We start from the raw sequence: 13092 nt of genomic DNA, 5'->3' as shown, positions 1-13092 counted from the left end.
CGGGCTGACTGACCGGATGGCCCTGGACTTCGCCGCCGCGTACGACGAACTCAACCCCGACCACCGCGACCACCGCTTCTACCTCGAACTCGCCGCCGAACTGGGCGTCACCAGCGCCCTCGATCTGGGCTGCGGCACCGGCGTTCTCGCCCGGGCCCTGGCCGCTCGCGGCATTTCTGTCGTTGGCATCGATCCCGATCCCGAGATGTTGCGGGTGGCCAGCCGCGGCCCGGGCGCCGACCGTGTGGACTGGCGGCTCGGTTACAGCGACGTCGCCGGCACCGCATCCGCCGGCCTGGCCGTGATGTCCGGCCACGTCGCCCAGGTGTTCCTCGACGACGCCGCCTGGGAGCGCGCCCTGCACGACGTGCACCGCGCGCTCGTCCCCGGCGGCACGCTCGCCTTCGAATCCCGCGACCCCGCCGCCCGAGCCTGGGACCGCTGGACCCGAGCCGACACCCTGCGCACAACCGGCCCCTTCGAGTTCTGGCACGAAACCGTCGACGTGCAGCTGCCGCTGGTCACCTACGACACGTTCACGCTCGACCCACGCACCGGCGAACGCACATCGACGCGCGACGTCCTCGCGTTCCGCGACGCCGAAACCCTGAGCCGGTCACTGCAGGCGGCCGGCTTCCAGCTCCTTTTCCTGTACGGAGATTGGGACCGCCGGCCTCCGTCGGTGAACACACCCGAGCTGATCGTCGGAGCCCGCACGAGCGTCTAAGACCCGCGCCGCTGCCGGGCCGGGGCCGTCATCGGCACAGCCGGGCGAACTCCGCACGCTGCGTCCGCCGGTCGACGAAGGAATGCCCCTGGTTCTTGATGTTGATGATCACCTGGTCGGACGGGACGACGATGGTCGTCGTGCCGCACGCGACGAGCACGGTGGCGTCGCGGCTGCGTCCGAGATAGCTGAGGTGCGGCGACTGGAGCCCGGGCGGGATCGCCGTCTCGCCGAGCCAGGTCACCTCGGCCCGATGCGCCCGGACGTCGATGAACGGAACGAACAGACCCATGCCGTTGACCGTTTCGCCGCGGGCGACGCGGTCCGCTTCGGCCTCCATGATGAAAGTGAGGTACCAGTAGCCGCCGAGCACGGCGAGAAGCGCGGGCGCGAACCAGGCGAAGATCGGTTGTCCCTCGAACACCCGCCACTTGCCGACCCGACCTTCGAGGAAGCGCCCCAGAACAGCCTTGCCGAGCAGGAAGACCGCGGTGGCGATGAGCACGGAGAGGGCGACCCAGGCAGTACGGCTCAGCATGGTCAGCCTGTCCCAGCCGACCTCTTCCGGCCGGACGCCGAAATCGTCGTAGAACTCGACGTACAGGACGTTGAGCAGGGCGTAGATCGCCGCACCCAAAATAGCCGTGGCGCCGAGCAGGCGTTCCGCCCGGCCCATGTAGCCCGGCCGATCGTCGTTCGAGTGCCGGGTCGTGTCCTCGCCGCCGGTTTTCGCTGGCGCTGCCATGGATGGAAGTTACGCCCGGCCGAACGCTCAGGCTGTCAGATCACGGTCCGACCTCACACCCGGACCGCCGCCAGCTGGGTCGCCTGGGCCACCAGGTTGTCGCCGGAGTCCCACACCTCGACGATCTCGTCCATCCGCCCCGACGTGATCTCGCTGGAGTGCATGACCACGCGCACCGGCCCCGGCGCGGGCAGCCGACGCACGTACGCGGTCAGGCTCAGCGTCGGCGCCCAGCCCGTCACCCCCAGCGTGAGCGACACCGGCGGCGCCGGATCCGTGGCGAGCAGCAGACTCAGCGGATCCCAGTCGTCCCCGTCGGCCAGCCGCAGCCACCCCGCGACCCGCCCCTCCGGCGACGGCTGCCCCATGGCGAACCCCAGACCGGCCGGGTCAAGCCGATGTTCCACCACGTCGAGCAACGCCACCGGAAACGGCGACCCCGGCGCTTCCGACGGCAACCGAAAGCAGTCCTCCTCAGCCGGCAACTGAGGCGCCTTGGCCCGACTCCACCAGGGCGCAGCATTCTCCAGTGTCCCCTGCGTGACCAGCGCCTCCGCGCAAGACTCCCCGTCCTGCATCAGCCGAGCCCGATACTGCCCCGCCGTACGCCCAGCCCGAAGCGTCTCCACTTCCACCTGAACCGCCCCCGGAACCGGCGGCCGCAGAAACGTAGTGGTCATAGCCACGAGGTGGGGGAGCGGAGCCCGAGCCGCCACCGCCCGCCCGATGACCGCCATGAGGTAACCCCCGTGCAGCTTGTCCCCGATAGTCCACTGCGGGTCCAACTCACCCCGCAACTCCTCATCAACAGCGCTGGCCTCACGAAAGCTCTTCATCCCGCCACTCTACGATCGCCCAACGACCACCAAGATCCACCCACCCCCCACAGCCCAGCCGCCCCCACTTGGCCAACCCGGCGCTACCGACAGCCGCCGACGAACGCTCTGACGTGCGCGAGCCGGTGCCGCCCAACACCCGCCGACGGACGCTCTGACGTGCGCGAGCCGGTGCCGCCCAACACCCGCCGCAGCGACCGTCGCCATGTGCGCGAGTCGGTGCCGCCGGTCGCCCGCCGCAATCCGCGAGCGTTCCCTCGTGACCGAGTCGGGAGCTGCCAATCGCCTGCCGCAGCCTGCCAACGTCCCCATCCGACCGAGTCGGCGCTGCTCATCGCCCGCAGCTCGGGCGTGGCGGCCAGAACGTTGAGGCGGGTCCTGGTGTCCTCGGAGGCGACCACGGCCGCCGGCCCGCCCGTGACCGTCCCCGCGCGCCCGAGATGGCGCTGCCGATCGCCCACCGCAGTCCGCGACGTCGCCGCGCGCCCGAGATGGCGCTGCCCGTCGCCCGCAGCCCGCGACCGTTCCCACATGCGCGGGTCGGTGCTGCCCGTGGCCCGCAGCTCGGACGTTGCGGCCAGGACGCCAAGGCGGATCCTGGTGTCCTCACAGGCGACCACGCCCGCCAGCCCGCCGCTGGCCCGCCCGTGACAGTCCCCACGTGCTCGAGATGGCGCTGCCGATCGCCGCAGCCCGCGACCGTTCCTACGTGTGCGGGTCGGTGCTGCCCGTCGATCGCCGCTCGGGCACGGCGGCAAGGGCGTCGAGGCGAGTCGTGGCGTACTCGGAGGCGATCACGGCCGCTAGTCCGTCGCCGGCCCGCCCGTGACTGTCCCTGCGTGTCCGAGTCGGTGCTGCTCATCGCCCACTGCAGTCCGCGACGTCGCCACGTGTCCGAGCCGGTTCTGGCCATCGCCCACTGCAGTCCGCGACGTCGCCACGTGTCCGAGCCGGTTCTGGCCATCGCCCACTGCAGTCCGCGACGTCGCCATGTGTCGGAGTCGGTACTGGCCATCGTCCAGCGCAATCCGTGAACGCTCCTGGGTGCCGAGTCGGTGCTGCCCATCGTCTCCAGCTTGGGGGTGGCGGCCAGGACGCCGAAGCGAGTCATGCGTCCTCGGAGGCAGCCACTCCCGCCAGCTTGTCGGCAGCCATCTGGGCGATCTGATGCCTCTGCGGGCCAGGGGCGTGGACAGCGGCGCGGACGGCGGCTGGATTCGGGCCTGCCCGCGCAGTTCGGCCTGCGCGCGCGCTCAGCCCATGTCGTGGGCGGCCAGGACGTCGAGGCGAGTTGCGGGCGTCCTCGGGGGTGACGCTGCGCGGCCAGGCGTGCACGTCCCTCTTGTCGACGCCGCGAAGGCACGTGTTGACGTGTTGCTCGACTGGATGGCGTACATGTTGACGTCAATATTGATTCAGTCAACATGAGGCTGCGGGGAGGGCCCAGCGTCGTGGCCGTACGAGCCCGAACGCGCGCTTGAGTGCTCCGCGACCCGCTGCCGCTACGGTGGGGCGTGGCTGAGGCGATTCTATTGGATGTGTTCGGCACGCTCGTTCGGGACGACGGTGCGGGTGAGGCTCGGATCGCTGCTGAGGTCGCGGGGCTGGCGGGTGTGCCTGCGGCCGACGTCGCTGCGGAGTGGGACCGCCGGCTGTGGGCCATGGCTGATGGGGCGTACGGAGAGAACTTTCTGAATTTGGCCGACCTTAACGCGGCCAGCCTGGCCGCCACGGCGGGCCACTTCGGCGTACAGGTTGATGCAGTTGGCCTCTGCCGGGAGGCTGTGGACCCGGCGCCGGCGCTGTTTCCGGATGCTTTGCCGTTTCTGGAGTCGGTGCGGGTGCCGGTCTGCCTGGTCTCGGATGCGGACACGGCGCACCTCGACGCCGTGCTGCACCTGCACGACATCAGGGTCGAGCATGTCGTCACTAGTGAGGACGCGCGGGCGTACAAGCCTCGCCCTGAGCCTTTCAAGATGGCTTTGCGCCTGTTGGGGCTCCCTGCGGCCGAAGTTATCCACATCGGGGACTCGCCGGCCTCCGATCTGGTGGGCGCGGCGGCACTCGGCATTCCGTCGGTGTTCGTCAACCGGACCGGCCGAGCTCTGCCCGAGGGCCTGCATCCCGTCCGTACGGTGGCTGCCCTTCCATCCTAGGATGGCTTACGCGCAGAGATCAACAACACAAAGGACGAGCGACCCTTCGGGCCGCCCGCACTCCGACCAAAACCATTTGGCTCGGGCCGTCGTTGGTCGGACGATCGAGGGCATGCTGCGACCCGAAGTTCTGGACTATTACCTGCGCGGGGGCGAACGGGATCGGCTGCGGGCCGGGGCTGGGCGGCTCGAGTTCCTGCGTACGTGGGATGTGTTGACCCGCACGCTGCCGGCGGCGCCGGCGGACGTGCTCGATGTGGGTGGCGCGACCGGTGTGTACGCCGGACCGCTGGCCGAGGCGGGATATCGGGTGACCGTCGTCGACCCGGTGCCCGAACACGTGTCAGCGGCGGCCGGCCTGCCCGGCGTCGAGGCCGTGGTGGGCGACGCTCGTGAGCTGCCGGCCGAGGATGCGAGCGTCGACGCCGTACTGCTGTTGGGTCCGCTCTATCACTTGCAGGAGCGGCCGGATCGGGTGGCGGCTTGGCGGGAGGCGGCTCGAGTCGTACGGCCGGGTGGTTTGGTGGTGGCGGCGACGATCAGCCGGTTCGCGTCTCTGTTCGACGGGTTCGTGAAGGGTTTCTTCCGGGATCCGGCGTTCCGGCCGTTGGTCGAGCAGGATCTGGCGCACGGCCGGCACGGCAATCCGGATGATGTGCCGCGCTGGTTCACGAGTGCCTATTTCCATCGGCCGGAGGAGTTGCCGGGTGAGGTGGCCGACGCCGGCCTGGTGTTGCGGCGCCTGGTGTCGGTGGAGAGTCCGTTGTGGATGAGTCCGGCGGCGCTGGCCGACTTTCTCGATGATCCGGCGTTGTTGCTGGATGTGCTGCGTGAGGTCGAGGAGGAGCCAAGTCTGCTGGGTGCGAGCAGTCACCTGTTGACGGTGGCAGCGCGAGAAAGTGTCGGGGGGTTGTGACAAACTCCGGCTCGTGGCTGACGACGACAAGGGCGGGCTGGAGGCTCGCGCGCTGATCGCCGCCGAGGGTGGCAGCTGGGGCGGGTTGTTGTTCGACAATGCGGTGATCGGGTTGCCGCCGGCGTTGACGTGGACGTGTTCGGTTCCGTTGGCGCCGGTGGAGGGTGAGCGGGCCGGGCTCGATCTGGATTGGTTGCCGTGGGTGGTGGCTGATTGGCGGGCGATGGCCGGGGTCGAGATTTCGTGTGATTCGTTCGCGGAGCCGGCTGAGGCGAGTGTTTTCTTCCGGGGTCATCACCGGTACGACCGAGTGGCGGCGCGGGTGGCCGAGCAGCAGGGTGAGCGGATCCGGGTGGTGGCTTCGGTGGCCGGTGACATCGACAAGCTCGGTCCGGATGAGATCGGTGTGGACACGTGGCTGGCTTTCCAGGGTGTGACGGTGCAGCTCAGTGAGGTGTCGTCGGCGGCTGAAGCGCTGGAGCGGCTGGCCGGTTTCACCGCTACGGCGGGTTTGGTGGCGGTTGATGATCCGCGGGGCATCGCGTTCCGGTTCCAGCCCGGCTAGCGTCACGGCATGGCCGATGCGGTGGTGATCCCTGGAGCTAAGTTCGGGCCCGGTGCGCCGCTGCCGATGTATGCCGGTGACGTGGCTGGGCAGCGTGGTGCCATGGTGCATCGGCACATGTGGACTGAGGACCCGCCGGCGCCCGGGCCGGGGCGTGAGGCCTGGGTGCAGGGCCAGGTTGCGCCGGTGCTCGACGGTTTGCCGGGGCAGCCGTTGCTGATCGGGAAGTCGCTGGGGTGTTTCTCGGCCGGGCTGGCCGCGGACCGTAGTTTGCCGGCGGTGTGGTTGACGCCGGTGTTGACGGCGCCCTGGTTGACGGCCGCGTTGGAGCGGGCGACGGCGCCGTTTCTGCTGGTGGGTGGCTCGGCCGACCCGGTGTGGGATCGGGCCGCGGCGCGGCGGTTGTCGCCGTACGTGGTGGAGGTGCCGGCAGCCAACCACGGGATGTATGTGCCGGGGCCGTTGACCGACACGATCGCGGTGCTGGCGCGCATCGTCGTGGCGGTGGAGGAGTTCCTGGACGACATCGGGTGGCCGTGACGTAATCCGGTTTCGCCGCGCCGGGGGATCGGCTGATACTGGCCTTTTTGCGCGGAGGGTGTGGGGTCATGGGCCGGACGGTGCGGGTGACCGTGCGTGGCAGTTTCGACGGTTTGAGCGAGGCGCAGCTGGGGGAGTTGCGGGCGGAGTCGGCCGCGCATGACTTCATGAACACCCAGTACACGGCTGAGGGTTATCTGGCGTACGACCTGCCGCGGCCGTTCTTCACCTTCCGCTTCGCCGAGGAGGTCGAGTCCGCCGAGGATGTGCCCGGTGTGGCTGTGCGCTCGCAGGCGAAGGCCGAGGCGTGGATGGCCGAGCACGGCTATCCGATCAAGAACGTGACGACGCAGACGGTGGACATGGCCGAGGTGCCGCTGGGCAAGCGCGGCCGCCGGGAGGCTGAACGCCACGCGTAGCGTCAACTCACGGTTGACGATAGTCGTGCCGTCAACCTAGGGTTGACGGCATGACGCAATCCGTGCGACTCGACGACCTGATCACCGCCATCACGAAGAACCGCCCCGACGACCCGCTGGACCGCCTGACCGACGCGGTGGTTCTCGCCGACCATCTGGGCGAAGTGGCCGACCATCTGATCGGCCACTTCGTCGACCAGGCGCGCCGCTCGGGCGCGTCCTGGACGGACATCGGCCGCAGCATGGGCGTGTCGAAGCAGGCAGCCCAGAAGCGCTTCGTGCCGGACGACCCGTCCCAGGGTTTCGGCCGCTACACCTCCACGGCGCGCAAGGTGGTCGTCGGGTCGATGGCCGCCGCCAAGGAGCTGGGGCATCACGAGATCCGGCCCGAGCATCTGCTCATCGGTTTGGTGAACGTCTCCGACGCGATCGGCGCGCGGGCCCTAGCTGAAGCCGGGGTGTCGGATGACGCTCTACGTGCGGCCGCGGTCGCGTCGCTGCCTCCGGCGGCCGGTGCGGACACGCCCGAACCGGTGCTGATCCCGTTCGACGCGCGCTCCCGCAAAGCCCTGGACCTGACGTTCCGTGAGGCGTTGCGTCTGCAGCAGAACTCCGTCAGCACCGGGCACATCCTGCTGGCCCTGCTGGAGGAAGAGCACCCCGAGACCGGCCTGTTGGTGCGCCTCGGCGTCACGAAGCCGGCCGTCGACGCGTACGTGCGGGGCGCCGGCCCCGAAGAGTGACGTCCGGAAAGATTTCTGGTGGGGTGTTGTCCACAGCTGCGGATCCCGAACGTCGTGATGGTGAGCGGCCGGAGTGGCCGCTCGGCGACGAAGGAGGACGACCGTGAAGTACATGCTGCTCATCAACGCCGGATCGGTGACCGAGGATGGTGCGGCCGAAGGCTGCGACGTGCAGGACTGGGTGAACTACGACAAGGCCGTGCAGGATGCGGGCATCTACGTCTCGGGTGAGTCGCTGGCCGACCTGGTGACGGCGACGACGGTGCGGGTGGCGGCGGACGGAACTCGCACGGTGGTGGACGGCCCCTTCGCCGAGACGCGGGAGGTGCTGGGCGGTTTCTACGTCATCGACGTGCCCGACCTTGACGCGGCGCTGGAGTGGGCGGCTCGTTGCCCGGGCGCGCTGGGTGGCGGTTCGGTCGTGGTGCGCCCGGTCGCCGACTTCGGCGCCTGATGGCTTCGCCGTCCGCGGCTTCGGCCGGCGGGGCCGTCGAGGCTGTCTTCCGGGAGGAGCACGGGCGGCTGCTGGCGACCCTCGTACGCGGTTTCGGGGATCTGGATCTGGCCGAGGAAGCCACCTCGGCGGCGCTCGAAGCGGCTCTGGTGCACTGGCCGGTGCAGGGTGTGCCGGCCAGGCCCGGGGCGTGGCTCCTGGCGACCGCGCGGCGTAAGGCCGTGGACCGGCTGCGCCGGGATCAGACGTACGCGGCGAAGTTGGCCTTGATGCAGGTGGACACGGTCACCGAGATGCCGGAGGGGCCCGAGTTCCCGGACGACCGGCTGCAGTTGTTCTTCACATGTGCGCACCCGGCGTTGCCGGAGGACGCTCGTGGCGCGCTGACGTTGCGCTGCCTGGCCGGGTTGACCACGCCGGAGGTGGCGCGGGCGTATCTGGTGCCGCCGGCGACGATGGCGAAGCGGATCGTCCGGGCGAAGAAGAAGATCCGTGAGGCGCGGATCCCGTTCCGCGTGCCCGGCGGCGACGAACTGCCGGAGCGTCTGCCCGGCGTGCTGCAGGTGCTGTACTCGATCTTCACCGAGGGGTATGTGGCCAGCTCCGGCCCGAGCCTGCAGCGAACCGACCTGGCGGCGGAGGCAATTCGGCTCGTACGGATCCTGCGCGCGCTGCTGCCGTCGGAGCGCGAGGTGACCGGGCTCCTCGCGCTGATGCTCCTCATACACGCCCGCCGCGACGCGCGTACGGCCCCCGACGGTTCCCTGGTGCTGCTGGAGGACCAGGACCGGGCTCGCTGGGACGCGCCGATGATCACCGAGGGGCTGACGCTGGTCCGGCTGGCACTGACCGGCGGTCCTGCGGGCCCGTACGCGGTACAGGCAGCCATCGCAGCGCTGCACGACGAGGCGGCGTCGGTCTCGACCACCGACTGGCCGCAGGTGGTGGCGCTGTACGACGTGCTGCTGTCCCTGACGCCGTCACCCGTGGTCGCCCTCAACCGAGCCGCCGCCGTCGCGATGCGAGACGGCCCGGCGGCCGGCCTAGTGGTGCTGGACGCCCTGAGCGGCGAGGAGCGCTTACAGGACTATGCGCCGTTCCACGTCGCCCGGGGCGATGTACTCGAGCGCCTCGGCCGACTGCCGGAGGCCGCCACGGCGTACGCGAAAGCCTTGGACCTGGCCGGCACCGACCCGGAACGCCAGCACCTGCGGCAACGCCTCAACCGGACCAGCGCGCAGCGCCAGCCCTGAACCAGGTTCTCCAGGAAGCCTTCTCTCACGGTTTCGCGAGGAGGCCTGCCGATCCTTCGTGGGAACCGTGCGTCGCCGCCCACTGGGATGTTTATCGGATTACCAATACCGGCAATCCATTAATCCAAAAACAGGTGTATACCAGACGCACCATAATGACTCTTATGTGCTACTGGTAGGTAACTTATGAGGCCGCGGGCTCAGGGAGAATGTGGTGATGTCTGAAGAGGTCGAGAGGTATCTCGCCGCGGTTGCCGGGACTGCGCGGTCGGTGCTCGCCACGAACTTCGTCGGGGCGTACGCAGCCGGCTCGCTGGCCCTGGACGCCTTCCAAGCGGACCGGAGCGACGTTGACATCGCCCTGTTGTGCCGTGATCCGTTGAGCGATGCCCTCAAGCGGGAGTTGATCGCTCGACTTCGACACAACGGGCCTGCCGAGCGCTGGTCCGCTGTCGCGACGGGATCTGGCTGTCCAAGATCGAGGACGGCCGCCACCTCATCTCGACCGGCTACAAGCCGACCGACGTGATCGAGCAGTCGATTGCCGCACGGTCCGGAAAGCCGTCTCCGTCAGGGCCGCAGGCGAGAACGTTCCAACGAGGTGTCCTGGAGGAGATCTCAGCCTCGACTCAGCAGCGCAGGCGTGGGGCGAGCCCGTCCGACGATGCTGTGCGGTCGAGGTAGGTCTTGGCGACGAACTCGAGCAGCCGGGTCACGTCGCTGCTGGTGGAGGCCACCCCGAAGGACACGCGGATCGCGCCGCCGGTGGGGACTCCCATCACCTTCAGGTAGTCGTCCACTGTGCGCACGCCCCAGCCGCGCATTCCCCGTAGCACTCGCTGGCGGATGTCGAACGCGCCCTCGCCGGCGCCCGGGTTGCAGAAGCAGCCGGTGCGCAGGGACAGGCCCGCGGTCAGGGCTTCGGCGGCGACCAGGCGTTCGTCGACCACCACGCCGGACGGGTCGAGCAGGTTGAACGCCACGGTTCCGCCGCGGCCGGCTGTGTCGGGTGGTCCGTACAGGCGAATTAATGGCCGCCCGTTGGCGTGGGTCAGCGACGACAGACCGGTCAGCACCTCGCCGGTCAGGGACGCCACCTGCGTACGGACCGCTTCGCGCCCGATGCCGGTGAGCCATTGCAGGCCGTATGAGACGTCGGGGATGTCGAGGAAGTTGAGGGTGCCGTCCTCGAAGGCGGTCTCGTCGGGCGCCAGTTGGTGCCATTCCGCGCCGACGCTGACCGCGGCGATCGTGCCGCCGGCGAACCAGGGGCGCCGCAGCCGGGCCAGGGCGTCGCGCCGGGCGACCAGGCAGCCGACGCCGGTGGGGAAGCCCATTACCTTGTACCAGCTGATCGGCACGAAGTCGGGCTTCACGACGCTCAGGTCGAGCGGGTTGGTCGGCAGGTACGCGGCCACGTCGAGCAGCACGTCGTAGCCGGCGTCGTGGGCCAGCCCGACCCAGTCGAGGGGATGCTGCACCCCGGTGAAGTTGCTCTGCGCCGGAAAGGCGAACAGCCCGCGCCGCCGCCGGAGTGCCTTGCGTACGTCGTCGTCGGCGATCCGCAATGACGGCGGGGTCAGCGGCACATAGCGGCGGCGGGCCCCGGCGCGGCGGGCGAACTCGCGGATCCCGTTCACCGAGTTGTGGTTGTCGAAAGTCATGACCAGGTCGCGGCCGCGTCCGAACGGGTACGCCTCACCCACGAGCCGGCAGGCGCCTGACGCGTTGGCGGTGAAGATCGCCGCGTACTCGGCCGGGTCGGCGTTGAGGAACCGCAGCACGTCGCGGCGGGCCTGCTCGACCAGGTCGGTGGAGGCGGCTGAGGCCGGATTCTCCGAGTGCGGATTCCCGTACGCGCGGGCAGTCAGCCGTTCGTGGTGGTGCCGCAGCTGCGACTGGGAGTAGACCCCGGCCCCGGTGTAGTCGAGGTACACCTCACCGCCGGCGTCCAGGTGGGCGTACTCGCCCGCGCGGAGCTGCTCGAACTGGTCAGACACGGCGGCGCAGCACTCCCCAGGTCGTGGCGGCGAACACCAGCGTCATGCCGGCCAGGATGGTCCAGTCGACCCACAGCGCCCGGCTGAACGTGTCGCCGTAGGTGGCGAGCAGCGGTGGCCCGAGTGGGGACGCGCCGGATCCCCACAGCTGTTCGACGCCGGCGGAGTGCCCGAGCGCTTCGAACGACCACCGGTTCGACATCGCGTAGCTGATCCACCGGCCGACCGGCGCCATCACCGGCACCGGCAGGATCGCCCCGACGAACAGCACCTGCGGAAAACACAGCATGGGCAGCAGCAGGCCGACCTGGGCCACGTCCGACACGGCGGCCGAGCACAGAAGTCCCAGGGTGAGCGCGCACGCCGACGCCAGCAGGGTGGTCAGGTAGAGGCCGGCGTCGAACGCGGGGAGCCGGTCGAGCCAGCGCAGCACGCCGAGCAGCAGCAGGTCGACCACGGCCAGCATCGGCATGAGCAGCAGAAACTTCGCGGTCAGGTACGGCCCGCGGCGCAGGCCGGCGAACACTTCCCGGCGCAGGATCGCCATCTCCGTGCAGATCTGCAGCAGCCCGTAGCTGAGCCCGAAGAAGAACACGCCGAACGCGATCCAGAACAGGATCATCACGGTGGTGGCGGGTTCGGGCCGGGCCGGGTCGAACGAGCCGGCCTTGAACAGCATCAGGAACATGGCCAGGATGACCAGCGGCGACCCGACGAGAATCGCCAGCGTCAGCGGGTTGGCCCGCAACAGAGCGAGATTCCTCGAAGTCAAAAGCAAGATCTGATGGAGTACGCCGGGTGCGTGCGTCGCTGTTTCCCGTGTACGCGTGACAGGAACAGCCTCGGGCGGGTCCACCCACGCGGGCGCGTCGGCCAGCCGCCCGTAGATGCCTGCCACGTCGTCCGCGCCGAAGTGGCCGGGCGCGTCGGCCGGCCGCCCCGCGAACACCAGCCGCCCACCCGGTGCCAGCACGACCACGGTGTCGCAGCGGTCCACGTCGGCCGGGTTGTGCGTGGTCAGCACGACGGGCACCCCGTCGGAGGCCAGCCGGCGCAGCACAGCGAGCAGTTCGGTGGCCGCCGCCGGATCCAGCCCCGACGTCGGCTCGTCCAGGAACAACGCCCCTGGCCGGGCCAGCAGCTCCACGGCCACGCTGGCCCGCTTGCGCTCGCCGCCGCTGAGATCACCGACCCGAGTGTCGGCCCGCCCGGCCAAACCCAGCACGTCCAGCACTTCGGCGACCCGGCGATCCGCCTCGGCGGCGGGCAGGCGCAGCCGGGCCGCGTACTGAAGCGTCCGCTGCAGCGGCAACTGCTGGTGGATGATGTCGTCCTGCGGCACATAGCCGACGGGACCGCCGCCCCCGCCGAACCGCACCTGGCCCTCGGCCGCCGGCCGTACGCCGGACAACGCGTCGAGCAGCGTGGTCTTTCCCGCTCCGCTGGCCCCGATGATCGCCACCAGCTCGCCGGCCCGCACGCTGAGCGAGACGCCGTCCAGCGTGCGCCGGCCGCCGCGGACCACCTGACCCAGGCCGGCCGCCTGCAGCGAAAGTCCACTGGCCGAGTCCACAATAGGCATGCGCCCCACGCTACTGGGGGAGTGCTACCGCAGTCAGGCCTGCAAATGCGCGGCCATATCCCGGGCGAAGGTGTGCACGGCGGCCTGAGTGGCGGTCGCGCCCGGCTGCAGACCGCAGTCAGGCCTGCAAATGCGCGGCCAACTCACGGGCGAAGG

Annotated in this window: 14 protein-coding genes; 10 read left to right on the top strand and 4 right to left on the bottom strand. The window is 69.8% G+C overall.

All coding sequences use genetic code 11. The annotated features are described in order from the left end of the window. Positions 1 to 16 precede the first annotated feature (16 nt). Entirely contained in the window at positions 17 to 727 is a 711-nt protein-coding gene (locus OWR29_RS35860) for a class I SAM-dependent DNA methyltransferase (RefSeq protein WP_267567932.1), read from the top strand. A gap of 28 nt (positions 728 to 755) precedes the next feature. Here the strand turns inward: OWR29_RS35860 and OWR29_RS35855 are convergent, their stop codons facing one another. Together OWR29_RS35855 and OWR29_RS35850 are read right to left on the bottom strand one after the other, a co-directional pair. Then, positions 756 to 1472 (bottom strand): hypothetical protein, encoded by a 717-nt coding sequence (locus tag OWR29_RS35855; protein ID WP_267567931.1) that lies wholly within the window; start codon positions 1470 to 1472, stop codon positions 756 to 758. Between the two features lie 53 nt (positions 1473 to 1525). Then, positions 1526 to 2308, bottom strand: a complete 783-nt coding sequence (locus OWR29_RS35850; RefSeq protein ID WP_267567930.1) for a thioesterase family protein — start codon at positions 2306 to 2308, stop codon at positions 1526 to 1528. Between the two features lie 661 nt (positions 2309 to 2969). Between OWR29_RS35850 and OWR29_RS35845 the strand changes: the two genes are divergently transcribed. The 9 genes from OWR29_RS35845 to OWR29_RS35805 all read left to right on the top strand — a co-directional run bounded on the left by OWR29_RS35845 (position 2970) and on the right by OWR29_RS35805 (position 9354). Beyond that, the gene (locus OWR29_RS35845; RefSeq protein ID WP_267567929.1) at positions 2970 to 3137 is read left to right on the top strand and encodes a hypothetical protein; all 168 of its coding nucleotides are present in this window, start codon (positions 2970 to 2972) and stop codon (positions 3135 to 3137) included. A 685-nt stretch (positions 3138 to 3822) separates the two neighbouring features. Further along, positions 3823 to 4464: an HAD family hydrolase gene (locus OWR29_RS35840; RefSeq protein WP_267567928.1), complete on the top strand. Its 642-nt coding sequence runs from the start codon at positions 3823 to 3825 to the stop codon at positions 4462 to 4464. Positions 4465 to 4576: 112 nt separating this feature from the next. Further along, positions 4577 to 5380, top strand: coding sequence for a class I SAM-dependent methyltransferase (locus tag OWR29_RS35835; RefSeq protein WP_267567927.1), 804 nt, complete (start codon positions 4577 to 4579; stop codon positions 5378 to 5380). A 13-nt stretch (positions 5381 to 5393) separates the two neighbouring features. Continuing rightward, positions 5394 to 5945: a hypothetical protein gene (locus OWR29_RS35830; protein ID WP_267567926.1), complete on the top strand. Its 552-nt coding sequence runs from the start codon at positions 5394 to 5396 to the stop codon at positions 5943 to 5945. A 9-nt stretch (positions 5946 to 5954) separates the two neighbouring features. Then, positions 5955 to 6485, top strand: coding sequence for an alpha/beta hydrolase (locus OWR29_RS35825; RefSeq protein WP_267567925.1), 531 nt, complete (start codon positions 5955 to 5957; stop codon positions 6483 to 6485). Between the two features lie 68 nt (positions 6486 to 6553). Beyond that, positions 6554 to 6904, top strand: a complete 351-nt coding sequence (locus OWR29_RS35820; RefSeq protein WP_267567924.1) for a DUF6204 family protein — start codon at positions 6554 to 6556, stop codon at positions 6902 to 6904. 50 nt (positions 6905 to 6954) lie between these two features. Then, a complete protein-coding gene (locus OWR29_RS35815) occupies positions 6955 to 7647 on the top strand; it encodes a Clp protease N-terminal domain-containing protein (protein WP_267567923.1) in 693 nt (230 codons plus the stop codon). A 112-nt stretch (positions 7648 to 7759) separates the two neighbouring features. Next, the gene (locus OWR29_RS35810) at positions 7760 to 8101 is read left to right on the top strand and encodes a YciI family protein (protein ID WP_267568078.1); all 342 of its coding nucleotides are present in this window, start codon (positions 7760 to 7762) and stop codon (positions 8099 to 8101) included. Beyond that, positions 8101 to 9354: an RNA polymerase sigma factor gene (locus tag OWR29_RS35805; RefSeq protein WP_267567922.1), complete on the top strand. Its 1254-nt coding sequence runs from the start codon at positions 8101 to 8103 to the stop codon at positions 9352 to 9354. The genes OWR29_RS35810 and OWR29_RS35805 overlap by 1 nt, the downstream gene beginning before the upstream one ends. Before the next feature lie 629 nt (positions 9355 to 9983). Here the strand turns inward: OWR29_RS35805 and OWR29_RS35800 are convergent. Beyond that, positions 9984 to 11354: an aminotransferase class V-fold PLP-dependent enzyme gene (locus OWR29_RS35800; protein WP_267567921.1), complete on the bottom strand. Its 1371-nt coding sequence runs from the start codon at positions 11352 to 11354 to the stop codon at positions 9984 to 9986. Then, complete coding sequence (locus OWR29_RS35795; protein ID WP_267567920.1) at positions 11347 to 12936, bottom strand: ABC transporter ATP-binding protein/permease; 1590 nt, start codon at positions 12934 to 12936, stop codon at positions 11347 to 11349. The genes OWR29_RS35800 and OWR29_RS35795 overlap by 8 nt, the downstream gene beginning before the upstream one ends. Positions 12937 to 13092: the final 156 nt, after the last annotated feature.

It is taken from the genome of Paractinoplanes pyxinae, from assembly GCF_026626335.1.
Lineage (GTDB): Bacteria > Actinomycetota > Actinomycetes > Mycobacteriales > Micromonosporaceae > Actinoplanes > Actinoplanes pyxinae.
Note: the sequence above shows the minus strand (reverse complement) of the source record. Positions and strands in the feature narration are given on the sequence as shown.

Coding starts and splice junctions, on each gene's coding strand:
- OWR29_RS35855 (WP_267567931.1), bottom strand. CDS start 1,472: ATGGCAGCGCCAGCGAAAACCGGCGGCGAGGACACGACCCGGCACTCG.
- OWR29_RS35835 (WP_267567927.1), top strand. CDS start 4,577: ATGCTGCGACCCGAAGTTCTGGACTATTACCTGCGCGGGGGCGAACGG.
- OWR29_RS35795 (WP_267567920.1), bottom strand. CDS start 12,936: ATGCCTATTGTGGACTCGGCCAGTGGACTTTCGCTGCAGGCGGCCGGC.
- OWR29_RS35850 (WP_267567930.1), bottom strand. CDS start 2,308: ATGAAGAGCTTTCGTGAGGCCAGCGCTGTTGATGAGGAGTTGCGGGGT.
- OWR29_RS35805 (WP_267567922.1), top strand. CDS start 8,101: ATGGCTTCGCCGTCCGCGGCTTCGGCCGGCGGGGCCGTCGAGGCTGTC.
- OWR29_RS35815 (WP_267567923.1), top strand. CDS start 6,955: ATGACGCAATCCGTGCGACTCGACGACCTGATCACCGCCATCACGAAG.
- OWR29_RS35860 (WP_267567932.1), top strand. CDS start 17: ATGGCCCTGGACTTCGCCGCCGCGTACGACGAACTCAACCCCGACCAC.
- OWR29_RS35810 (WP_267568078.1), top strand. CDS start 7,760: ATGCTGCTCATCAACGCCGGATCGGTGACCGAGGATGGTGCGGCCGAA.
- OWR29_RS35820 (WP_267567924.1), top strand. CDS start 6,554: ATGGGCCGGACGGTGCGGGTGACCGTGCGTGGCAGTTTCGACGGTTTG.
- OWR29_RS35825 (WP_267567925.1), top strand. CDS start 5,955: ATGGCCGATGCGGTGGTGATCCCTGGAGCTAAGTTCGGGCCCGGTGCG.